The sequence below is a fragment of the Hyphomonas sp. genome, assembly GCF_046313975.1.
Taxonomy (GTDB): Bacteria; Pseudomonadota; Alphaproteobacteria; order Caulobacterales; family Hyphomonadaceae; genus Hyphomonas.
Genome location: NZ_JBKBXB010000034.1, coordinates 1 through 22,895, shown reverse-complemented (window position 1 = coordinate 22,895; position 22,895 = coordinate 1). Strand labels below are relative to the sequence as shown.

17 protein-coding genes and 1 tRNA gene are annotated in these 22,895 nt (G+C 64.6%); 12 read left to right on the top strand and 6 right to left on the bottom strand.

Annotated elements, in window-relative coordinates:
• Positions 1–130: 130 nt before the first annotated feature.
• From ACK4TE_RS12020 to ACK4TE_RS12005, 4 genes are all read left to right on the top strand, one after another.
• Positions 131–880 (top strand): alpha/beta fold hydrolase, encoded by a 750-nt coding sequence (locus tag ACK4TE_RS12020; protein ID WP_409911761.1) that lies wholly within the window; start codon positions 131–133, stop codon positions 878–880.
• Positions 881–964: 84 nt separating this feature from the next.
• Positions 965–2,482, top strand: a complete 1,518-nt coding sequence (locus ACK4TE_RS12015; RefSeq protein ID WP_409911760.1) for an acetyl-CoA acetyltransferase — start codon at positions 965–967, stop codon at positions 2,480–2,482.
• A gap of 135 nt (positions 2,483–2,617) precedes the next feature.
• Positions 2,618–3,628: an NAD(P)H-dependent glycerol-3-phosphate dehydrogenase gene (locus tag ACK4TE_RS12010; RefSeq protein WP_409911759.1), complete on the top strand. Its 1,011-nt coding sequence runs from the start codon at positions 2,618–2,620 to the stop codon at positions 3,626–3,628.
• Positions 3,629–3,700: 72 nt separating this feature from the next.
• Positions 3,701–4,546: a crotonase/enoyl-CoA hydratase family protein gene (locus ACK4TE_RS12005; RefSeq protein ID WP_409911758.1), complete on the top strand. Its 846-nt coding sequence runs from the start codon at positions 3,701–3,703 to the stop codon at positions 4,544–4,546.
• Between the two features lie 113 nt (positions 4,547–4,659).
• Here ACK4TE_RS12005 and ACK4TE_RS12000 read toward each other — a convergent pair whose 3' ends face one another.
• Positions 4,660–5,574, bottom strand: coding sequence for a fatty acid desaturase family protein (locus ACK4TE_RS12000; protein ID WP_409911757.1), 915 nt, complete (start codon positions 5,572–5,574; stop codon positions 4,660–4,662).
• 64 nt (positions 5,575–5,638) lie between these two features.
• Here ACK4TE_RS12000 and ACK4TE_RS11995 point away from each other — a divergent pair, with 64 nt between their 5' ends.
• Positions 5,639–6,451 carry a hypothetical protein gene (locus ACK4TE_RS11995; RefSeq protein WP_409911756.1) on the top strand — a complete coding sequence of 271 codons (813 nt, stop codon included), beginning with the start codon at positions 5,639–5,641 and terminating at the stop codon, positions 6,449–6,451.
• A gap of 9 nt (positions 6,452–6,460) precedes the next feature.
• On the opposite strand, the gene ACK4TE_RS11990 is transcribed toward ACK4TE_RS11995, so the two are convergent.
• Positions 6,461–7,711, bottom strand: coding sequence for an FAD-dependent oxidoreductase (locus ACK4TE_RS11990; protein ID WP_409911755.1), 1,251 nt, complete (start codon positions 7,709–7,711; stop codon positions 6,461–6,463).
• Positions 7,712–7,927: 216 nt separating this feature from the next.
• Here ACK4TE_RS11990 and ACK4TE_RS11985 point away from each other — a divergent pair, with 216 nt between their 5' ends.
• Positions 7,928–9,181: a hypothetical protein gene (locus tag ACK4TE_RS11985; RefSeq protein WP_409911754.1), complete on the top strand. Its 1,254-nt coding sequence runs from the start codon at positions 7,928–7,930 to the stop codon at positions 9,179–9,181.
• A gap of 2 nt (positions 9,182–9,183) precedes the next feature.
• Here the strand turns inward: ACK4TE_RS11985 and ACK4TE_RS11980 are convergent, their stop codons facing one another.
• Entirely contained in the window at positions 9,184–10,146 is a 963-nt protein-coding gene (locus ACK4TE_RS11980; protein ID WP_409911753.1) for an META domain-containing protein, read from the bottom strand.
• A 251-nt stretch (positions 10,147–10,397) separates the two neighbouring features.
• Here ACK4TE_RS11980 and ACK4TE_RS11975 point away from each other — a divergent pair, with 251 nt between their 5' ends.
• The 3 genes from ACK4TE_RS11975 to ACK4TE_RS11965 all read left to right on the top strand — a co-directional run bounded on the left by ACK4TE_RS11975 (position 10,398) and on the right by ACK4TE_RS11965 (position 14,920).
• On the top strand, positions 10,398–12,419 hold the full coding sequence (locus ACK4TE_RS11975) for a GDSL-type esterase/lipase family protein (RefSeq protein ID WP_409911752.1): 2,022 nt from the start codon (positions 10,398–10,400) through the stop codon (positions 12,417–12,419).
• 101 nt (positions 12,420–12,520) lie between these two features.
• Positions 12,521–13,783, top strand: a complete 1,263-nt coding sequence (locus ACK4TE_RS11970; RefSeq protein WP_409911751.1) for an MFS transporter — start codon at positions 12,521–12,523, stop codon at positions 13,781–13,783.
• 9 nt (positions 13,784–13,792) lie between these two features.
• Positions 13,793–14,920: a hypothetical protein gene (locus tag ACK4TE_RS11965; RefSeq protein ID WP_409911750.1), complete on the top strand. Its 1,128-nt coding sequence runs from the start codon at positions 13,793–13,795 to the stop codon at positions 14,918–14,920.
• A gap of 6 nt (positions 14,921–14,926) precedes the next feature.
• Here the strand turns inward: ACK4TE_RS11965 and ACK4TE_RS11960 are convergent, their stop codons facing one another.
• Positions 14,927–15,931, bottom strand: a complete 1,005-nt coding sequence (locus tag ACK4TE_RS11960; protein ID WP_409911749.1) for a LacI family DNA-binding transcriptional regulator — start codon at positions 15,929–15,931, stop codon at positions 14,927–14,929.
• A 391-nt stretch (positions 15,932–16,322) separates the two neighbouring features.
• Here ACK4TE_RS11960 and ACK4TE_RS11955 point away from each other — a divergent pair, with 391 nt between their 5' ends.
• Together ACK4TE_RS11955 and ACK4TE_RS11950 are read left to right on the top strand one after the other, a co-directional pair.
• Complete coding sequence (locus ACK4TE_RS11955) at positions 16,323–17,456, top strand: alpha/beta hydrolase (protein WP_409911748.1); 1,134 nt, start codon at positions 16,323–16,325, stop codon at positions 17,454–17,456.
• A gap of 63 nt (positions 17,457–17,519) precedes the next feature.
• Positions 17,520–18,416: an ROK family protein gene (locus tag ACK4TE_RS11950; RefSeq protein ID WP_409911747.1), complete on the top strand. Its 897-nt coding sequence runs from the start codon at positions 17,520–17,522 to the stop codon at positions 18,414–18,416.
• A 75-nt stretch (positions 18,417–18,491) separates the two neighbouring features.
• Here ACK4TE_RS11950 and ACK4TE_RS11945 read toward each other — a convergent pair whose 3' ends face one another.
• Positions 18,492–19,877 (bottom strand): neutral/alkaline non-lysosomal ceramidase N-terminal domain-containing protein, encoded by a 1,386-nt coding sequence (locus tag ACK4TE_RS11945; RefSeq protein ID WP_409911746.1) that lies wholly within the window; start codon positions 19,875–19,877, stop codon positions 18,492–18,494.
• Between the two features lie 431 nt (positions 19,878–20,308).
• Here ACK4TE_RS11945 and ACK4TE_RS11940 point away from each other — a divergent pair, with 431 nt between their 5' ends.
• The gene (locus ACK4TE_RS11940) at positions 20,309–22,429 is read left to right on the top strand and encodes a TonB-dependent receptor (protein ID WP_409911745.1); all 2,121 of its coding nucleotides are present in this window, start codon (positions 20,309–20,311) and stop codon (positions 22,427–22,429) included.
• 142 nt (positions 22,430–22,571) lie between these two features.
• Here the strand turns inward: ACK4TE_RS11940 and ACK4TE_RS11935 are convergent.
• Positions 22,572–22,647, bottom strand: a tRNA-Val gene (locus ACK4TE_RS11935).
• Positions 22,648–22,895 lie beyond the last annotated feature (248 nt).

Genomic DNA, 22,895 nt, shown 5'->3' with positions numbered 1-22,895 from the left:
GGCGCAATCCGGTGCGCGGGCGGCAATCCGCCCTTTGTACAGCAACCGGTCCGCCCGCATCAGGCCTCAGCTTTACGGCTCACGCGCCCGGCAGGTTGTCTCCCGGCCCACATCCCGTTAACTCCTGCGCATGAAAACCTACCCCTCCTTCGACGGCACGCCCATCGCCTATCACGACCTCGGCACTGGCCCCGCCATCCTCCTCCTCCACGGTTTTTCCGGCAACGCCGACCTCAACTGGCTGCAGCCGAAGATCGCGGAGAAGATCACCGCCGCCGGCTACCGCGTCATCGCGCCGGACCTGCGCGGTCATGGCGCCTCGCCCTATGACGCTCCGCCCGAAGCCTGGCCCGCCGATGCCATCGCGCGCGACCAGATCGCCCTCACCGCCCATCTCGGCGAGGCGCCGCTCGCTACGGTCGGCTATTCGATGGGCGCCATCTCCGCGCTGCGCTTCCACCTGCTCAGCCGCAAGACCGGGCGCCTCATCCTGGGCGGCATCGGCGACTCCGTGGCCGACGAGCACAACACCGACCGCAACACCGCCTTCCGCGCCGCCATCGAAGACGGCCTCGCCGGCCGCGACACGCCCGGCGCGAAAGCCATCCTCGCCCGCGCCAGAGCCACAGGCGGCAGCCTCATCGGTTATCTCGGCGCACTCTCCGCGCGCATCTACACACCCGCCGACCTGCTCGCGACCTTCGATGTGCCCACGCTCGTCCTCACCGGCGAAGACGATCTCGACAACGGCTCCGGCCCTGCGCTCGCCGAGAAGATTCCCGGCGCCCGCTACCGGCAGCTGAAGGGCAACCACCTCACTGCCGTCCTCGACCCCGCCCTCCCCGAAGCGATCCTTGCGGAACTCGCTGCGGCAAGCTGAACCGTTTCCCCAACGTCTCCCCTCGCGCCTGCTTTCCGTGCGCGTTAAACCGCCCGGACAGCGGCAAGCAGCGAGGAATACGTCATGGCAAAAGGTGATCTCCCGGTCCTCATCGGCGTCGGCCAGTCCCTCAGCCAATGGGATGGCAAGACGGGCCCCGCCGGCGCGCCCTCGCCGCTCTCGCTGATGACGGAGGCCTCCAAAGCCGCCCTCGCGGATATAGGCGCAGCCAACATCGCCGCCGCCATCGACACCATCGCCGTGGTGCGTATCTTTGAAGACTCGGTCGGTCGCGCGAGCCATCCGCACGGCCACAACACAAACCTGCCCGGCACGCTCGCGCGCGAAACCGGCACGAAGCCCGCCCGCCTCGTCTACGAAACCGTCGGCGGCCAGAGCCCGCAGGCGCTCGTCAACGAATTTGCCCGCCGCATCCATGAGGGCGAAGTCGACGCCGTTCTCATCTCCGGCTCTGAGGCGAACCGCGCCTCGAAAGGCGCGCGCAAGCATGGCGTCGAGATCAACTGGGCAGACGGCGCAGATGCTCCGTATGAGGATCGTGGCATGGGCCCGATGATGCTGTCGCGCGAGGAAATCAAGCACGGCCTCGTCGCGCCCGCCTATTTCTATGGCCTTTTTGAAAACGCCATCGCTGCCCGCGAAGGCCGCACCCGCTCCGGCCACCGCCGCGCCATGGCCGAGCTGTTCCAGCCCTTCTCCGCGGTTGCCGCGAGAAACAAGTATTCGCAGTTCCCGGTGGAACACACGGTCGACTTCCTCTCGACGCCCTCGCGCGACAATTACGAGTACGCCGACCCCTTCCTGAAATGGTTCATCGCGCAGGACGCCGTGAACCAGGGCGCCGCCGCGATCCTCGTCTCCTCCTCCAAGGCAGACGAACTCGGCGTGCCGGAAGCCAAACGCGTCTATCTTCACGGCGGCGGCGATGCGGGCGACGATCTCATCTCGCTGCGCCCCGTGCTCGACCGTTCCTGGGCGATGGACACGGCCGTCTCCCGCGCGCTGGCGCAGGCCGGAAAGACACAGACCGAAATCCAGCACTTCGATCTCTATTCCTGCTTCCCCTGCGCGGTATTCTCCGGCGCCGCCGCGCTCGGCCTCGACTGGGAAACCGACAAGCGCCCGCTCACACTGACCGGCGGGCTGCCCTTCTTCGGCGGGCCCGGAAACAATTACTCCCTGCACGGAATAGCCGAGATGACCGCCGCGCTTCGCGCCAATCCCGGCAACTTCGGCCTCGTCCTCGCCAATGGCGGCTGGATGACCAAAGAATCCGCCGGCATCTACTCCACCACCGCGCCGAAATCCTTCACCCCGGCCGAGCCTGCCGCTAAGCCGAAACAGCAGGTCGAAGTCGCCATCGTCTCCGGCGAAGCCACGCTCGAAACCTTCACCGTCACCCACGGCAAGGACGGCCCCGAACGCGGCATCATCTTCGCCCGCTTTGCAGACGGTCGTCGTGCGATCGCCAACAATGCCAATGCCGCGACGCTGGCTGTATTGCGCGAGGATGCGACCCCCGTCGGCCGCAAGGTTGCCGTCACGGCAGAGGATGAGACGGCAACGTTCGTTTTCGTCTGACCCCAGCTCCGACTACCCCCGCGAAGGCGGGGGTCGCGGGAGACTCGGCTTTGACCCGATCCCAGCCTACGCGGGGATGAACGGAAATATACCCTCCCGCTTGCCCCCCGCCCCGGCTTCGGCCAAACAACCCGCATGACAACGCATTTCAAATCCTTCGGCGTCATTGGCGCCGGCGCGTGGGGCACGGCGATTGCGCAGGCGATTGCGCGCGACGGCCAGTCCGTCCTGATCTGGGCGCGCGAGCCGGAAGTCGCCGAGGCAATCAACAGCGCCCACGAAAATACCGTCTTCCTGAAGGGCGTGCCCCTGAAGCCGCAGATCCGCGCGACGAACCGTCTCGAAGACCTCGGCGCCTGCGACGCCATCTTCGCCGTCGCCCCGGCCCAGCACACACGCGCCACCCTCCGTGCACTGAAGGCCTCGCTGCGCCCCGGCACGCCGGTCGTGCTCTGCTCCAAGGGCATCGAGCTTGCGACCGCGCGCTTCATGACCGATGTACTTGCCGAGGAGCTACCCGAGGCTGCGCCTGCCGTCATGTCCGGCCCCAGCTTCGCGATTGATGTGGCGAAAGGCCTGCCCACTGCCGTCACGCTCGCCATGCGCGATGCGGCGCTCGGCACCGAACTCATCCAGGCGATCTCGACGCCCACCTTCCGGCCTTATCTGGGGACGGATCTTCTCGGCGCGGAAATCGGCGGCTCGGTGAAGAACGTGCTCGCCATCGCCTGCGGCATCGCGCTCGGCAAGGGCCTCGGCCGCTCCGCCCACGCCGCCCTCATCGCGCGCGGCTATGCCGAGATGACGCGCCTCGCCCTCGCCCTCGGCGCCGAGGCGGAAACACTCACCGGCCTTTCCGGCCTCGGCGATCTCGTGCTCACCTGCTCGTCCGAGACCAGCCGCAACATGTCGCTCGGTCTCGCCCTCGGCAAAGGCGAAAAGCTCGCCGATGTGCTCGACGCGCGCAACTCCGTCACCGAAGGCGTCGCCACCGCCCCCGTCCTACGCCAGCTCGCCCGCGCGAAAGGCATCGAGATGCCGATCTGCGAAGCCGTCGCCGCCGTCATCGAAGGCGAGATCACCGTGGACGAAGCCATCCTCGCCCTCCTGATGCGCCCGGTGGGGCATGAAAAGGTGAAGGCCTGAGCCCTCCCCCCGCGTCACCCCTCGCCGCTCCGCGCGCGCCTGCTACATTCCTCCTCAAACGGAGGAAATCCCATGCTCAAGCCATCCTATGAAGCCTTCAAGGTGACCATCGAGGACAAGGTCGCCCACATCCAGATGAACCGCCCCGAGGCGATGAACACGATGAACAAGGCCTTCTGGAACGAGCTTCCGGAAATCGTCCGCACCATCGACCAGAACGCCCTCGCCCGCGTCATCGTCATCTCCTCCACCGGCAAGCATTTCTCCGCCGGCATGGACACCACTGTCTTCACCGGCCCGCGCCCCGCCGCCGAGCATGACCGCTACATTCTTGCCGAAGCCTTCCGCACGAATGTCAAAGCGATCCAGCAATCCTTCAACTGTATGGAAGAGGCGCGCATCCCCGTCCTCTTCGCCTGCCATGGCGGCGTCATCGGCGGCGCCATCGACATGATCACCGCCGGCGATATCCGCTGGTGCACGAAGGATGCCTTCTTCTGCATCATGGAAATCAACATCGCGATGACCGCCGATGTCGGCACCTTTCCGCGCCTGCAGCGTTACATCCCCGAAGGCTGGGTGAAGGAACTCGCCTATACCGGCCGGCGCATCGACGCGGCGAAGGCGAAGGAGATCGGCCTCGTCAACGACATCTACGACACGCACGAAGACCTGATCGCCGGCGTGATGGCAACGGCGCGCGAGATCGCCTCGAAAAACCCCATCGCCGTCACCGGCTCGAAAGTGCTGATCAATTACGGCCGCGACCACAATACCGCCGACACGCTCGACTATATCGGCATCTGGAACGCCGCCATGTTCCCGCCCCCGCACATGGCCGAAGCCTTCAAGGCCCGCGCCGAAAAACGCGAACCGGTGTTCCCGGACCTTGCGCCGTACCGGACGGAGCCGATGTAGCCCGCCGTCTCCGAAGGGACCTGCGAAGGCAGGTACCCAGACGCAGAAAAGCTGGACCCCTGCCTTCGCAGGCGTCTACGGCAAACTTCATGAATAAAAGGCTTGGAGCCGGCCTACTCCGCCGCCACCATCTGCGCCTCATCCGGGCGCACTGCGCGGCGGATCACGTCGCCATAACCACGCGAGATACAGTCGAATCCGTCATAATATCCGCCTGCGGACAATGTGCGGTGCAGGCGCGGCAGGTTATAGGGCGGGATGGACGCAAACATATGGTGTTCGAGGTGGTAGTTCACGTCGTTCGGCGCCAGGATCACGCGCTGCCAGAAAGGCGCGACAGTTGTGCCCGTGTTGAGGCGCGCGTCGAGACTGGTGCGATCCTTCGCCGTGCCATGCTCGCCGATCTGCCGCAGGCGGACGATCGCCGGATAGAAGAAAATCTCCGCCGCCCACCACATCAGGTAAGCCCAGGGCGCGCCCACCGCCGTCAGGATGCCCAGGAGCGCAATATGGAAGGCCGGCCACTGCCACTGGCGCGCAAACTTGAAGTTCCGGATCTTGCGCAGCGTATCGCGATATCCCGTCTGGCCCGTCAGATCCCGGATGAATTTCCGGCGCAGGCTTTCGGCCGGCACGGGGTAATTCTTCACAAAACCGATATCCGGATCGTCCGGCGTGCCGGCATATTTGTGATGCTTCAGATGATAGGCGCGGTAGGCGGGCAGCGAAATGTTCATCGGCGCGCCGCAGATCCAGTGGCCGACAAAATCATCCACCTTCGCGCTCTTGAAGAAGGCATGATGCGCGCAGTCATGGTTGATCACGCCAAGCGCCAGCTGGCGCCCGCCAAGGATCACCGCGCCGGCCAGGAAGGTCAGCGGGTTCGGCCAGACGACGAACAGCGCAAAGGCGCCCGCGATCAGCGCCCAGGTCCAGAGGAGCGAAGCCGCCGCCCGCAGGTCGGATTTCTCCCGCAGCGCCCGCAAGTCTTCCTTTGACAGCGCGTCCGAAAGCTTCACCGTGTTCATTGCGCGGGCCTCCCATCATCCTTCTTAGTGATTTATTACACGATATGTCATATCACGTCAATTGATGTATTATTTTGAACCCCTCGCCCCGGAAGACGTCTCCGCCCGCGCCCTCGTCCTGTCGCTGATGAGCGGCACGGAGGCCGGCCCGCAATCCATCGGCCGCCTGATCGGCGCCGCCGCCCTGTTCGGCATCGAGGCAGCCACCCTGCGCGTCGCGGTCACGCGCCTCCTGAAGGAAGGCCTGCTCGAAAGCCCAGACCGCGGCGTCTACTCTCCCGGCCCGCGCGCGCGCGCGCTGACACGGCGCCTGCAGGACTGGCAGAATGTCCGGGAACGGATGACCGCGTGGAATGGCGACTGGCTGATCGCCCTGACACACGATCTCGGCCGCACCGACCGCAAGCAGCTGCGCGCCCGCGAACGCGCCCTCGCCCTCTACGGCTACCGCGAAACCGCCGGCGCGCTCTGGGTGCGCCCCGCCAATCTCGCGCGCACGCTGGAAGATCACCGCGCAGACCTCACCGGCATCGGCGCAGACGGCGACATGACCCTGCTTCGCATCTCCGCCATCGCCGCCGCCACCCCGCCGGACTGGCCCACCCTCTGGCCGCCGGACGCGCTCGCCGATGCCTATGCCACCGCCATCGCCGCGATGGACGCAAGCCTCGCCCGCCTGCCCCGCCTCGGCAAGGATGAAGCCGCCCGCGACACCCTGCTCACCGGCCAGGCCGTCATCCGCCTCATCAACTTCGATCCGTTGCTGCCACCCGAACTAGGTCCGCAGACAGAGTTTTTACGCATGGTGGATGCTATGCGGGCTTACAATGATGTGGGGCAGAAGTGCTGGCGGGATTATTATTCGGCGATTGGGTAGCCGAGGAACTTACCCCAGCCGCTTCACCATATCCTTCACCGACAGCCGGGACCGTTCGACTACGGACGAAACCAGCTCATGCGAGAAGGTCGCGCCGGTGAACCATGTCCGCCGCCCGCCCTGCGCTTCCCTCAGCGCCGAGAACAGCCCGGCGCCGACGGCCTGCGCATTGTACTGCGGGAAATACTTCCAAGTCCGCGCATAGATCACATCCGCCTGCACGCCCAGCGCGGCGATGTCCGAAAGCAGGATCTCGCGCAATTCCGCCGGCGTGAGGTTGTTGGAGAACTGCCCCGTAACATAAAGCCGTGCGCCGTCCTCCAGCGCCTCACCCTCGCGCCGCGAGCCGAGCATCGCCCCGCGCAGCGAGGGGTCCTTGCAGGCCCGCGAATAGCCATGCACCTGCGCGCCGGTGAACCAGTTCTTCGAGGCGACCAGCGTCGTCGTGTAATTCTGCCAGTCGACGCCTGTCAGCACTGCCTCTTCCGCCGGCGCCAGCGTCGCCAGCCGCGCAAACTCATCCATCGGCACGCTGGAAACGAGCGCATCAAACTTGTCGGTGCCGTTCTGAGTGTAGACGGTCACGCCCGTTTCGTCCCGGTCGAGGCCGAGCACATTGGCTTCAAGGCGAATGTCGAAGCGTTTCGAAAACCGCTCCCAGAACTCGCTCCACCCTTCCACCGGCATGTGCATGTCGTTCAGCACGCCGGAGATCAGCAGGTCAAAGTCGCACCATTGCACCGTCTGGCCGATGGTCACTTCCTTCGCATAGCCATAGCCCTGCGCCGGCAGGATACGGTGCATGGCGAGGTCCAGCTTCGGCAGCTTCAGGCGTGCGAGCCAGTCATCCACCGTCATCGCCGCCTCGGCGCGCACGGCCTTGTCCTCCGGCGCAGCGGCAATCTTCCGGCGCAGCTTTCCCGCTTCAGTGACGAATTTAAGTGCCTGCACCGCCAGCGGCGGCCCGGCGCCCTTCTTCACATAATCGACCACCGGCGCATCGTCGTAGCGCGCCTCGCCCAGCCTACGCAGGTGGATGCCATGCTGGCGCATCCAGCGCTTGACGATCACATGCTGGCGCGTGGTGTAGCAGGTCCCCATCTCGTTGAACGCATCGCCGTTCGAGAACGAGAAGGATTTACCGCCGATCCGGTTTTCCTTTTCGAAAACAACGGCTTCGTGCCCGGAATCGCGGATGAACTGAGCCGCGCTCAGTCCGCCGGGGCCTGCCCCAATCACCGCGATTTTCAACCTCGGCATGCGATCCTTACCTTCAAGTGCGCCTGCTCGTGCCAGCCTGCGCCGCCGATGTCCACCACCAGAGCGAGCTTTGAAAGCTACCAGGCGGCGGCGCCCACCGCCTCAATCTGTAGCAATCAAAACAGGATGCCGGGTTAACAGGACGCAAACACAGACCTTCAAATCTGGCCGGCCCGCCAAGCGGGAAAACAAGGTTTCCCTGCCATAAACGCGCCCATGAGCGAGCAGTTGAACTTCCTCCGCTATGTCCTCACGGGCAAGCCGAACAAGGAGGCGGCCATAGGGCCGCGCGTCCGGCTGCAACAGCATCTGGACGTCTCGCGCGCCATGCACATCATGGCCTTCGTCACCGTCTTCAACACGTTGATCGCCAGCTATATCGCCCACACGATCTCGGGCGAGACGCTGATCTTCATCTGGATGCTGACCAACCTGGTCGCTGCCGTGTTCATGGCCTTCGACTATGTGCGCAAGATTGGCCGTCCGGCGCCGAAATCGGTCAGCGGCCGCTATGTGCGCCGCTCTGAATCGCTCGCAGTCTTCATGGGCGCGCTGTTCGGCAGCCTGCCGCTCTACCAGACGAGCGATCCGTTCTGGTCGCTGGTGTTCGGCTGTCTGTTCATGGTGTCGATGTGCGCCGGCCTGATGTGCGTCATGCCGCGCAACCCGCGCCTCGTGCTGCGCTACATGGCCGGCTCGGCCCTGCCGCTTTACCTGCACATGGTGCTGCACTTCAACGACCGGATGGTGGCCATCGCCATTGCCCTGTCGCTCTTGCTCTTCACCATCTATTTCGGCGCCCGCCAGGCCTTCGTCCTTTACCTGAAGGAAGTGAAGTCGGTCGAGGAAGCCAGCCAGTTGCGCGATATTCTCGAAGTGGCGCTGGAAGGCTCTGGCCAGGCGTTCGCCGTGCGCGCGAAAGACGGCAGCATCGTCTTCCAGAACGAACTCTACGCCCGCGTGAAGCAGGTGCTGCGCAATGTCGAATCCACCGGCGGCGTCGCCCATGCGCTCGACCGCTACTGGCAGATGGCCAATTATGAAGTGGCCAGTATCGGCTCGGTCGAAATCTTCACCGACGTTACCGGGATCGAAGACTCCCGCCAGGAAGCCGAGTCGCTGCGCCAGGAAGCGGACGAGGCGAGCACCGCCAAGACGCGCTTCCTGCGCTCGGTCACCTCCGAACTGCTTGTGCCGCTGCGCACCATCCGCATGCAGGCCTCGATGATGGACGCGGGTTCACGCATCCCGGTCACCAAGGCCGACATGAACCGCGCCGCCGATCAGATCCGCCTGCTGACGGAATCCCTCGAGGCGCGCGTCGAACAGATCATCGGCTATGCCAGCGGCGACGCTACGCAGGAACACACGGCCGCATCGGTCAACGATCTCACCAGTCCGGATGACAACCCGGTCCTGAAGCTGGAAACCTTCATCCGCCGCAGCCTGCGCACAAGCTCCGGCAGCTGACCTCAGCGCCGCGCGCGGATGCTTGCATTGTCCGCACCTGTCAGGACCAGCGCGCCGGTCTCGTCCACCGTATAGGACGTCACCGCCCGCAGCGCCGCATGGAAAGCCTGCTCCTGCTGCATCACCGCCTCCTCGCACGCCATCTGCGTCGACATCGCATCACCGAAGCTGATGCCTTCGCCGTTCAGCGTATAGCTGGCGCCCCAGCGATTGCACCCGCCTGTGCCGCCCGCCCGGCCATCTGCCGGCTCGAATGTAAGCGTCACGCGCGCGCTGTCCATCACGCGCTGGCCGTTGATTTCCTCAATGCCCCATTCGGCGCCCGCCAGCACTGCCTGCGCGTCGCCGCCGCAACCGCGGTACACGTTGTCGCCCAGCGTCACGGTCACCGTGTCCGGGTACGGAATACCTGACATGACATCCTGGCATACCTTGTAGAGCCGCGTCACTGCCAGCCCGCCGGGGCCTTCGATATATTCCACGCCGCCCTCGATCGGCGTCGGCCCGGTCACCGCTGCGGTATGCTGCGCCTGATTATAATCATAGCCGAAAATGGCCTCGCCCGCCTCGATGGTCAGCATCCATCCCGGCTCCTGCCCCACCGCCGACCAGCGGCCCTCCGCCGGCGCGCTCGCGGGCGCAGCCCCCACGGGGCCGCACTCGGGATACTCCTCCCCGTCGATCACCAGCAGGCCATTCTCGCCCTTGCTCCAGAACGAGGTTTCCGGCCCGTCGCCCGCCGCTGCGTATTTCGCGCCCGACCCCGTCACGACCGGTGCCAGCGCGTACTCCGCCCCGCCTGCCCGCATCAGCGAATTCTCGTCCGCAAACGTCACCTCCACCGCAAGGTCGCCGCACATATACTGCGCCACCACTGCCTCCGCCGGCTCAGGCGCCGGGGCGATATAGGGCGTGCACGCCGCAACCAGGGCGGAAAGCGGCAGGGCCAACAGGACAGGTCTCATCAGGTCTCTCCTCCGGACAGCGGCGGGTCCGCCGCAGGGTTTCATCGACTCTTATACCACTTCCCCGGCGGAACTTCGTCAAATGCGGGACAATCCCGTGCCCACGGGAATGTTATCCACCCCAGACAATACAAACGATTGCAATTTGGGGAGCTGAAGGGCTAGACTAAAGCACCGGAGACCGCAGACTGCGCCCGGATACAGAAAGAGGGCCGCGCCAAGCCGGCCGAACCGAGGAGGACAAACAGGCCATGAAACCTGCATTTCTGCTGAGCGCCGTCCTGGCCCTTGCCGCCTGTACCTCCAGCCCGGAGGCCCCGTCCGCCGCACCGCAGCGCGCCGCAGATGCCCCCGCCTGCACCCAGCTCAGCGCGGAGACCACCGCCTTCATGGCCGGCGTGGTTGAGCGGATGATGGATCCGGACAGCGGCTTCACCCATCAGTCGATCTTCGGCAGCCCCGCACTAAAGGAAGTGCAGGCCGCCAACAGCGCCCGCCTGCGCACCGACTGGGCCAATCTCTGCCACTACAAGGAAGACAATGCTCGTGTGCTGGCAAGCGGCACGCCGCCCAAAGCCGTCTTCATGGGCGACTCGATCACCGAATTCTGGAGCGCCGGCGACCCCGCCCTGTTCGGCCCCGGCATCCTCAATCGCGGCATCAGCGGCCAGACCACAGCCCAGATGCTCGTCCGCTTCCCCGCCGATGTCGTCGCCCTGCGCCCGGACGTGGTGCACATCATGGCCGGCACCAATGACCTCGCCGAAAATACCGGCCCGGTTAGCGACGAGACCTACAAGAACCAGATCCGCGCCATGGTGACGCTTGCCCGCGAGAACGGCATCGCGGTCGTCCTCGCCAGCATTCCCCCGGCCGAGAAGTTCGGCTGGCGCCCGGATGCGCAGCCGCCCGTTCGGATCGCCGCGCTCAACACATGGCTGGAATCCTATGCCGCGCAGACCGGCTCGGTCTATGTCGACTATCACAGCCTCCTCTCCGATGACGGCACCCGCATGTCGCCGGCCTACACGCCGGACGGCGTCCATCCCAACCGCCCCGGCTACCTCGCGCTGCACGAGGCTGCCGCAAAGGCAATCGCCGCCGCATCGTCCGACAAATGGGTCGCCACCTGGGCCAGCAGCGTCTCCAGCGGCATCCCGACCGGCCCGTCACCTTCCGGCCGCAAGCCGCCGGTGCTCGAAGGCACGGTGCGTTACTTCATGCGCGTCAGCGCGGGCGGCGAACGAGTGCGCATTGTCCTGAATGGCGGCCCCAGCATTTCGCGCCTGCCCATCGGCGGCGCCACCATCGCGCTTTCCGACGGCGAAACCATCGACCCCGCAACGGTTCGTACACTGACCTTCTCGGGCCGTCCGGACTGGCTGTCCCTGTCTGCCGGCGCGCCGATCCTGAGCGACCCGGTCGATCTCAAAGTGCCGGACGGCGCCATTCTCGCCGTCAGCCTCTACCTGCCGGAATCGGTCGCCGTTCCGAACGCGGACCCGCAGCTCGTCGTGCACGTCTCGCCTGGCGATGACCGCACCGGCGCCGAGCGCCTTGAAGGCACCACCCGCCTCGTCGCCCGCCCGCTCGTCACGGCGATCCACACCGACAATCCGCGCGTTGACCGCGTCATCGTGGCCTTCGGCGACTCGATTACCGATGGCATGGGCAGCCGCGATCCGATGATGCGCGGCTGGCCGGATTTCCTCGCCGAGCGGATGCGCGCCGAGGGCATGACCAACGTCGCCATCGTCAACCAGGGCATCGGCGGCAATCGCCTCCTGCAGGACAGTGTCGGCCCGAGCGCCCTGTCACGCTTCGACCGTGAAGTGCTCTCCATCCCCGGCGTCACGGATGTCATCATCCTCGAAGGCATCAACGATCTCGGCCTCAGCGGCCTGACCGTCTTCGGGCGCACGGAACCCTTCCCGACGCTGACCGTGGACGATTTCATCGCCGCCTACACGCAGCTGATCGACCGCGCCCATTCGAAAGGCATCCGCGCCATCGGCGCCACGCTGACGCCCGATCTCGGCTCGCCCTTCCCCGGCTATGCCACCGAGGAGAAGGATGTCATCCGCAACCAGATCAATGACTGGATCCGCACCAGCGGCGCCTTCGATGCCGTCATCGATTTCGACGCCGCCGTGCGCGACCCCGAGGCCCCGCAATACCTCTGGGAGAAGTACGACATGGGCGACAAGCTTCACCCATCCGACACCGGATACAAGGCGATGGCCGACTCGATCGACATCGACCTGTTCCGCTGACCAGAGGCCGGCACAGGAAAGAAGGCCCCCTGACCGGGCGGAATGGATTTACAAACGTTTGTATTGGCGTTAGCGAGTGACGGGCCGGAGGAAATACCAGGATGAACACGTCAGATCAGACCGCCGCCGCCGGCACTGCCCCGGCAAAGTCCATGATCCCGATGGTTGTGGTCCTCTCCTATGCCATGTTTTTCATGTTCGCGATGACCACCGATGCCGTCGGCGAGATCATCAACATCGCCAAGAAGGAGATGAGCCTCTCCAACACCGAGGCGAGCCTCTTCCACTGGGCCACCATGGTCGGCATCGCGCTGAGCGGCATCCTGCTCGGCTTCCTCGCCGACCGGATCGGCCGTCGCAAGGCGATCATCCTCGGCCTCACGATCTACGGCGTCTCCAGTGCCGCCTTCTTTGCGTCGAACGCGTTCTATTTCTATCTCTCCCTCCTGTTCCTCGGTGGCCTCGCCATCGGCGTCTTCAAGACCGCCATCCTCGCCCTGATCGGCGACATCTCCACCTCCACCAGCGACCACACCCGGCGCATGAATGCCTGCGAAGGTTTCTTCGCCATCGGCGCGATCATCGGCCCGCTGATGGTTGTGACGCTGGATTCTGCAGGCCTCTCCTGGCGCTGGCTGTACCTCTTCGCGGCGGCGCTCTGCCTGGTGATGATCCTCGCCTCGCTGAAAACCGATTTTCCGGAACCGGCCCACAAGACCGAAACGAAGGATGCCAGCTTCCTCAGCGCCATCCGCCTGATGGGCAACCGCTATGCGATGGGCTTTTCTGGCGCCATCGCGCTGTATGTGGCCTGCGAAGTCGCCATCTTCGTCTGGGCGCCCACCCTGTTCGCCGGCTATACCGGCACACCGCTCGCCATGGCGATTGCGACCTATGCCGTGATGATCTTCTTCGTGCTGCGCGCCGTCGGCCGCTTCCTCGCGCTGTGGATCCTGAAAGTTCTTGACTGGAAAGTCGTGATGGCCGCCTTCACTGGTGCCATCTTCCTCTGCTTCTTGCTCAGTACACTGATGGGCAAGGACGTTGCCGTGTTCCTGCTGCCGCTGTCCGGCCTGTTCATGTCGATGATCTACCCGACCTTCAATTCCAAGGGCATCAGCTGCCTGCCGAAGGCGAAGCACGGCGCCGCCGCCGGCCTGATCCTCTTCTTCACCGCGGTTTCCGCGGCCTTCACTCCGCTCCTCATGGGCTATGTCAGCGACGCGTTCGGCGGCGGACAGATGGAAGCCGGCTTCCGGCTTGCGGCTGTCTTCGCCGGCCTCCTGTTCGCTTTCGCGCTCTACAACCTGATTGCCGATCCCGCCGGAAACGCCCTCTCCGAAGCTGACTCCCGCGAGTACTGAGACCTGCCGATGTTCACCCAGAAACCGGCCCCGGTTCCACCGCCGTCGGCCGAGACCTTCGAGAACGGCATTACGCATCCCGAGCTGTGGCTCTGGGATTCGTGGACGGCCGAGCTTGGCGGAACGATCCATCTCTACTGCCTCGCGCTCAGCCGCACGGGCCATGATGGCGCGCCGATCTCGCCGGACCATCGCAACGACTATCCCTTCCACATCCGCCACTTCATTTCGGTCGACTCTGGGCGCAGCTGGAAGGATGAGGGCGTGTTCGCCGGACCGCGCGATACCGGCGACGGCGCCTTCGCGCGCAATGTCTGGAGCGGCGGCATGCTGGCGCGCAGCGCGGGCGACTGGGTCTGCGGCTTCACCGGCATCCGCAGCGCCGCGGCGGGCAAGCCATTTCTGCAGACCATCTGCCTCGCCCGCTCCGGCAGCGCCACCTCCCTGCACGAGCTTCCGGCCGCCGCGCTCTCCTGCCCGGCGCGCGACTATGACGCGATCCGCGCAGCCGGCTATTATCTCCCGGCAAGGGAAACGCTCGGCGCCCATGACGGGGAGGAAGGCGGCCCGATCCTCGCCTGGCGCGACCCCTTCATTCTGGATTCAGGCGATGGGCGGCTTGAAGTTTTCTGGTCCGCAAAGATAGGTCCGGCCCGCCCGGCCGTGGCTCATGCCACTGTCCGCCAGAGCGGCAGCGCCTTCCGCATCGAAACGCTTCACCCGCCGATGACGCTGCCCGATGACAGCGCCTTCACGCAGGCCGAAGTGCCGAAAGTCTATGCCGATCCGGAAACCGGAACCTGGTACATGATCATCTCCGCCTGCGACCGCCTCAGCGAAACGCAGCCTGCGGACGAAGTCACCAAGGTGCTGCGCCTCTACACGTCAAAATCCCTGCGCGGCCCTTGGAAGCCTGCCTTCGCGAACCAGGCATCCCTCATTCCGGATACGGAGCACCTGTTCGGCGCCAGCATCATGCAGACGGATTTCCGCGCCGGTCGGCTTAGCCTGGTTGCGCCCTATACGGAATATGCAGCCGTCGACCGGCAGCTCACCTTTGCACCGGTCAAGACCATCCGCCTGCCGCAGGACACGACCGAACTCGCGGCCTCTTCCCCGAAACGCTCCGGCGGATAGAGGCGATCAGGTCGAGCTGCGGATGATCAGCTCGGTATTGGTGAAGCGCGACTTCACCTTCTCGCCTTCGAGCTTCGCCAGCAGCAGCTCTACCAGCAACCGTCCGCCCTCGGCGATATTCTGCGACACGGTCGTCAGCGGCGGCGTCATCATCGCGGCCTGCCCGATATTATCATAGCCGACAATCTTCACATCGCCCGGCACGCTCAGCCCTTCGGCGACCAGCGCATGGATCGCCGAATTGGCGAGAAGGTCGGAGCTTGCGAAGATGCCATCGACCTTGTTGCCCGCCCGCACGAATTCCAGAACCTGGTCATAGGTCGAGTGGCCGCTGAAATTCATCCGCAGCAGGAACGACGCATTCACCGCAATGCCCGCTTCCTTGTGTGCCTTGAGATAGCCCTCATAGCGCTGCTTCACCTCTGGCAGCGTCGGGTCGCCGAGAAATGCAATCCGGCGCGCGCCGCGCTCGAACAGGTGCGCCGTCGCGATCTGCCCGCCCTTGACGTTATCACTACCCACCGTCGTGTACTTGGCGCCGCTCATCCGGCCGCCCCAGACGACAAAGTTCGTGTGCACCGCCGCCAGCTCGTTCAGCCGGTCGCTGCGCGCCGCTTGGCCGATCACGATGATGCCGTCCGCCCGGCCAGTATTGAGCAGCCGCTGCTCCGCCAGCTGGCGGGCATCGCGCGGCACGCTCACCACCAGGTCAAAGTCCTGTTCGGCGGCGGCCTGCGACACGGCCCCGACCATCTCGAGGAAGAACGGGTCCGACATCGTCTGTTCGGTTTCCGGGTCCAGCGGGATCACCATGCCGATCGCCCGCGCAGACTTGCGCCGCAGGCTGCTCGCCGGTGCGTTCACCGCATAGCCGATCTCGGAAGCAATACGCTGGATCCGCTTGCGCGTGCTTTCCTTGACCACCGGGCTGTCATTCAGGGCGCGCGACACGGTCGAGATATCGACCCGCGCGATCCGTGCCAGCTCCAGCATTGTAACTTTCTTGTTCATTTCATCCGCTCTTCGAGTGGTTCTGGCCGCTGACTCTAGCGCTCAGGCCGGGCATTGTTGAGAGACATCCGGGCATCCCCGGCCCTGGCACACGGCAACGACGCATTTCCGGGCAACCAGCGGCATCCGGAACATCGCGTAATCCGCCTGCAACCCGGCACACCATCCCCTCCCGATATGTAGCATCATCCCTTTCCCGGCCAATACCGGCCGGGGAAAATACTTCGCGCCCGGCCCGTTTTGATAGTAAATACAATCGTTTGCAAATATCGTGCTGGCCGTGTAGGCAATCCGGCAGAGACCCTCCGGTATCCCTCCGCCCGCCCGGGCCATGCAACCCGCCTGCCGCTGGAAGGTGCCGCAAAGGGTGAACACTGAAGCGGAGGACCCCATGCGCGCATCATTCACCATCCCGGCCGGCCTGCGCCGCGCGGCCCTTGCCGGCGCCGCGGCGCTGCTCGCCGCCTGTGCCCATGCGCCCGCCCCGGCCGCCGAAGCCGCGCCCGCCCCGGCCACCGTCACGGTCGACCCGGACGGCACCGTCCACGTCCCCGCCATGTCGATCCCGATCACCCCCTATCTCAGCCCGGAAGGCCAAGCCTATCTGGTCGACCACCTGCTCACGATGAAAACGCCGGAAAAGCTCGCGCCGACTCCAGAGCTTGGCGCCGCAAACTTCCTTCAGGCCTTCATCGACCGCCAGAAGATCCTCTTCCCGGTGAACCGCGCCGACACCGAGATCGCCGGCGTCCGCGTCTACGACTACACCCCCGCCGGCGGCGTTCCCGCAGAGAATGCCAAACGTGTGCTGATCAATCTGCATGGCGGCGGCTTCATCAATTGCTGGCCCGCTTGTGCGGAGCTCGAATCCATGCCGGTCACCCATCTCGGCGGCTTCCGCGTCATCTCTCCCGAATACCGTCAGGGTCCGGACCATAAATTTCCGGCCGCCAGTGAAGATGTCGCCGCTGTCTACACCGAACTCCTGAAATCCTATCCCGCAGCTAATATCGGCATCTTCGGCTGCTCGGCCGGCGGCATGCTGACAGGCATGTCGCTCGCCTGGTTCCAGAAGCACGGCCTGCCCACACCGGGCGCTGCCGGCATCTACTGCGCCGGCAACACGCCGCCGATCCCGAGCTATTTCGGCGGGGATGCCGTATTCACCGCCACCGCTGCTGGCGAGGGCCGCTTCTTCGCTCCGCCTCGCGGCGCCGAGGCCCCGGTCCGCTCGCGCATCGGCTATCTTGCCGACGAGGATCCCTACAATCCCCTGATCGCGCCTGCCGTCTCCGATGATGTCCTCGCCGCCTTCCCGCCCACCCAGTTCATCACAGGCACCCGCAGCTTCGATCTCAGTTCCGCCGTCTACACGCATTCGAAGCTCGTCCGCCTCGGCGTGAAGGCAGACCTGCACGTCTGGGAAGGCATGTTCCACGGCTTCTACACCAATCCTGATGTGCCGGAATCGCGCGAAGCCTATGATGTCATGGTTCGCTTCTTCGATACGCATCTCGGCCGCTGACCGGCATTCCGGTCTGTCATCCCGCCGCGCGCGCGGCTATCACCTGACCAGGGAGAAGACATCATGTCTGGAAAACAGCGCTTCGCCGGCGTCGAACTGGGCGGCACGAAATGCATCGCCCTGCTGGTGGAAGGGAACGCAATCCTCGACCAGGTCAGCGTGCCGACCACCTCGCCGCGCGAAACCCTGCCGGGCGTCAACCAGCACCTCACCCGCTGGCAGGCCGAAGGCGGCTTTGCAGCGCTCGGCATTGCCTCCTTCGGTCCGCTGCAGCTGAACCCCGCCCGTCCGGATTTCGGCCGCATGCTGAGCACTCCGAAATATGGCTGGTCCGGCGCAGATGTCGCCGGCACGCTAACTGAGGGCCTCACCTGCCCCTGGAACATCGATACAGACGTGAACGGCGCCGCCCTCGCCGAATATCTCTGGGGCGCCGGCGCCGGCTGCGACAGCCTCTGCTACATCACCATCGGCACCGGCATCGGCGGCGGATTGCTCCTCCACGGCCGCCCGATCCACGGCGCCATGCACCCGGAAATCGGCCATATCCGCACTCGGCGCATGCCCGGCGATACGTTCGGCGGCATCTGCCCTTTTCACGGCGACTGTATCGAAGGCCTCATCTCCGGCCCGGCCCTCGCCGCACGCTTCGGTGCGCCGGCCGAGACCGTGCCCGACACGCATCCCACCTGGCCGGATGTCGCCGCCGACATTGCCGAACTCGCCGGCACGATCCTTCTCACCACCTCCGCCCAGCGCATCCTCTTTGGCGGCAGTGTCAGCGCCTATCGTCCCTTCCTTCTGCCGATGGTCCGTACACGGCTGGTCGAACAGCTCTCAAGCTATCTGCCCTTCTTGAATGCGGCGTCGGCGGAAGACATCATCCGCCTGCCCGCGCTCGGCACGGAAGCGGGCCCGCGCGGCGCCATCGCGCTCGCCCGCGGCGCGCTCGGCGCCTGACAAGAAAAAGGGCGCCGGGTTTTTGCCCGGCGCCCCAGGGGACGCACACAAGTCAGGGAATGTGCATCGTTCGCTTCAGTTGGTCTCTTCGATCAGGTCAAGCATGCCGTTGACGATCGCCGATTCTGCGCAACCGGGCTTCAGCCGCGAGGAAATCACTTCGAACGTGTACTGACCATAGGCTGCATCGTTCGGAATATAGCCGGAGCCCGACGAACCATTCGTCAGCGCCACGAGGATCGAATTCTTCAGCGGCGATTCGGCCTTGAAGCGCTGGGCAATCATCGTGAACATCTCGGAGTTCACGCCGCCAATTGCCGTATCGCCAAGGCGCAGCAGGCTGAGACGCACGCCGATCGGATCGGCATCCTCATACTCTCCGGCATAGCCGGCACGGCCCTGGTTCAGGCGTTTGCGGCCCGGGCACATCACCGTCATCGCCGCACCTTCGACCTTTACGTCCGTCTCCGGACGGCTGAGGCCGCTGCGCAGCACATGCAGCACTTCCTCGCCCAGCATCTGGCCGAACGTCAGGTTCATCTGTTTCTGCTGTTCCATCAGCATGGCAACCCGGGGATTGTTCCGGTCCATACCCTGGCCGCCCGGCGGCATCGCATTGCTGATGTCTTCACCGCGTGCGGCGTAATCCGCGATGCGGATGGCGCGCAGGTCATAGGTCTGCTGGAAGAAGATCGGGTTCTGGTCGCCGGCCGCGCCATAGGAGTTTACGGCCACCACATCGCCGCCTAGCGAATCCTCGATATATTTCGAGGCTGCGCCGGGAATGTCGCCGCTGATCATGTCGAGGTTACCGGTGACAACCGGGTGAACGGCATAGTTGTAGTACACGGCAATCGGTTCGCCGGTCAGCGTTTCGAAGTTCACGACCGCAACTGTCTTGTCCGATGGCCCATCATAATTAGGGCCTTCCCACCAACGCTTTGTCACCGGGTCGATGATGTTGCGGTTGGTGTTGATGTAGGAAACACCTGTGCCATTCGACATCCGCGCCGGCTGCAGCGCTGCAGCTGCTTCTTCCAGCGCTTCGTACACCTGCTCCTCATAGCCGACAGACCATCCCCACGGCACAGAGTGCGTGTGCGTCGCAGTCATCAGCAGGTTCTCGACAGGAATATTGAGTTCCTTCGCCGCTTTCGCCGAAACACGTTCCCAGATCGGCGTCGGGATACCGCCGACATCCACCGTCACCATGGCTCCGCGGTCCTTGCCATTCTCGACGACGATGGCGCGAACATGCACGCGGTCCAGCACGCCGAGGAAATTCTGCGGCAGCTTCTCGCCCTCCGGCGTGATGTCGACCTTGGCTGCACCGGCCTTGAACGTGTCGGCATGCGCCATCACCGGCTGCGCCAGGAACATCGCGGCCAGCGGCAGCATCATCCGCATACCAATGGTTCGCGCGCCGCGCCGGGCTGCGCGGCCCTCTGATCTGCGGCGCATTACGCGCCCTGTTCTGGAATTCCTCATCTCGTTCTCCCTTCCGGTTTCTGGCTTTTATGCAACCGATTGTATTTTGCTTATGCCCATGCTGCGCCGAGTTCAAGCCACAACCCGCCAAGCGTCTTCACTTTCCTGTCAGTCCGCCCTCTCTGGCACAGGCCGGCGCCGCGCGCGAGCCACCGCCTGCCGCCCGTCTGCAGCGCCCGGATGCCCATTTCTGCGCGTTTCGTGCAAGGAATCACACTGCGCCGGGCGGATTGCGTGCCGGTGCGCCCTCGGAAAGCCCGGCGCCTGCGGACTTTCCGCAGCGCAACAGATGTATTTACGCAACGCCTCGGGAATATTCCGATTTTCCATCTTGGAATCTCCGGATCACAGGAGTATGCAAACGTTTGGAATTTGAAAAAACAAGAACCTTAGGGAGGTTAATCATGAATTGTCTTCGTTCCACATCCGCCGTTTCCCTTATCCTCGCCATGTCGCTGGCGACCGGCTCGGCCCTTGCCCAGACGGAAGAAACCGAATCGGCTTCGACGGAAAAAACCCGCCAGCTCGAAACCGTGATCGTCACGGCGTCCAAGTCAGGCGCCCAGGAACTCCAGTCGGTCCCGCTCGCCATCCAGGCGTTCAGCGCCGAAGACCTCAAGGTCAAGAACATCAACACGATCGACGACCTCGTCTCGTCCATCCCGGGCGCCTATGAAGGCCAGCGCCAGTCGGTGGCTTCGCGCTCCTACAACCTGCGCGGCGCCGGCGGCAGCAACGCCAACGGTGATTCGCCCATCGGTTACTATCTCGACGACGTCCCCTTCATCGTCACCAATTTCGGCATCGCCCCGCCCGTCCGCTTCCTCGATATGGAACGCGTCGAGGTTCTGCGCGGCCCACACGGCACGCTCTATGGTCAGGGCTCTTCGGGCGGTGTGTTCATCTTCCACACCAAGGACCCGAACCTGACCGACATGGAATGGGCCGCAGAACTTGAATCTTCCAAGACCACCGGTTCGGACGGCAGCAATTTCGGCTATGCCGGCGCAGTTTCCATCCCGATCATCGAAGACCGCCTTGCCGTCCGCATCAGCGGTGGCACCTCGGAAAACGCTGGCTGGGCCGACGTCTATTACGGCCTCTTTGACGGCACGCCGGACCGCAAGGACGCGAACGTCATGAAGAATGACGACATCCGCGTCGTTGCGCTCGCCAAACCCGCCGACAACATCACCCTGCGCGCCCAGTACTGGCACTTCCAGCCGCGCCAGGACTTCCTCGGCAACATGGCCTCGGTCGAGCCGCCCTACTACCAGAACACCCAAGGCCAGCCGAGCTTCGGCAATGGCGACTTCAAACTGTTCAGCTTCACGGCGGATGTGGAGTTCGACAACTTCACCCTCACCAGCGCCACCAGCGACCTGTCCGGCAATTTCGGCATCTACATCCCGCAATCGCCCTCGGGCTTCTTCTCCAGCCAGTTCTACCCGGAAATGTTCGCCCAGGAGATCCGCGGCTACTCGACCGGCGATGGCCCGTTCAACTGGGTGCTCGGCGCTCAGTACCTCGACGGCCAGGGCCCGCAGAAGAACCAGCTGCTGAACCCGACGACCAATATCAACGCTGACAACAACACCATCACTGAGAGCTACGCGGTCTTCGGTGAGGTCAGCTACGACCTGATGGATGGCAAACTCGTCCCGCTCGTCGGTCTTCGTCAGTACCATGACGAACGTACCTTCGAAGACGCCACCAGCTCGCTGCCCAACGAAAAGGACGTCACGACCTGGCGCGTGAACGTGTCCTACCTGCCGTCAGACAACCTGACCATGTTTGCCACAGCCGCCACGGGCTTCCGCGCTGGCATCGTGCAGTCGCAGGCCCAGGTCCAGTCGCTGCAGCTCGCCGGCGTGCCGGTCAGTGTCGCGCTCAACCCGGAAACATCGAAGAACTACGAAGTCGGCCTGAAATGGCGCGGATTCGACAATGCCCTGTCAGTCGGCCTGAACCTCTATCAGACCGAATACACCGACATGCAGACCAACACGCCCGGCGCCATCGTCGGCGTCAACGGCTTCTCCAACTTCGGCGACGCGACCTCCAAGGGTCTCGACTATGAGCTGCGCTGGATGACGCCGGTCGAAGGCCTGTCGGTCGGCATCGTCGGCAACGTCAACGATACGAACTATGACACCGTGAACCCGGCGGTTCAGGCGGCTCTGCCGCTCTTCCGCCCCGGCTCGCGCGTCGTCAACACGATCGAGTCGAACTACCGCCTCGATGCCTCCTACAGCCGTCAGCTCACGGATGAGTTCGAAGGCTTCGGCAATATCGGCTACAGCCGCAGCGGCGACCGCCTGCAGGCTAACGGCCGCATTGCCGATCCGTACAGCATGGCCAACTTCACGCTGGGCGTGCGGACCGACAATTACGAAGTGTCCCTGTTCGGGACCAACCTCACCGATGAACGGGGTCCGACCTTCGTCGGCAACGCCGGCGCCCCCGCCGGTGCTGGCCCGACGCCCAAGACCATCGGCGTGCGCCTGCGCGTGATGTCGCAGTAAGCCTGAGGTACCACCGCTCCGCCCACTCCTCCCAGGGGGCGGGGCACACCGGCCAAGGGGGTCTACCCTCCCCCTTGGCCGCTCTGTTTCTAGGGTTGGCGCAATTCGCGCTTCACTGGCCTTGTACTGGCCTGGAGGAAAATGGTGGGCGGTAACGGGCTCGAACCGCTGACCCTCTCGGTGTAAGCGAGATGCTCTACCAACTGAGCTAACCGCCCCCAACTTTGGTACGCCGCCTCTTTGCCGCTCCGCGCGCCGGAATGCAAGCGCGGGGTGAAGTCCCTCACCCCCATTGCTTCGCAATGGGCCCCCAAAAGAAAAACCCCTCCTCCATCCGGAGAAGGGGTGACCTGAGACCCTCGGGTCCCTCATTCATTTCGAGAGTCTGGCCCTTTCATAGTCCATGGTTTGAGGTGTGGCGAGCGCGTCGGGAGCGAGGCTCCCCACATGCACGAGCGACCGGCGC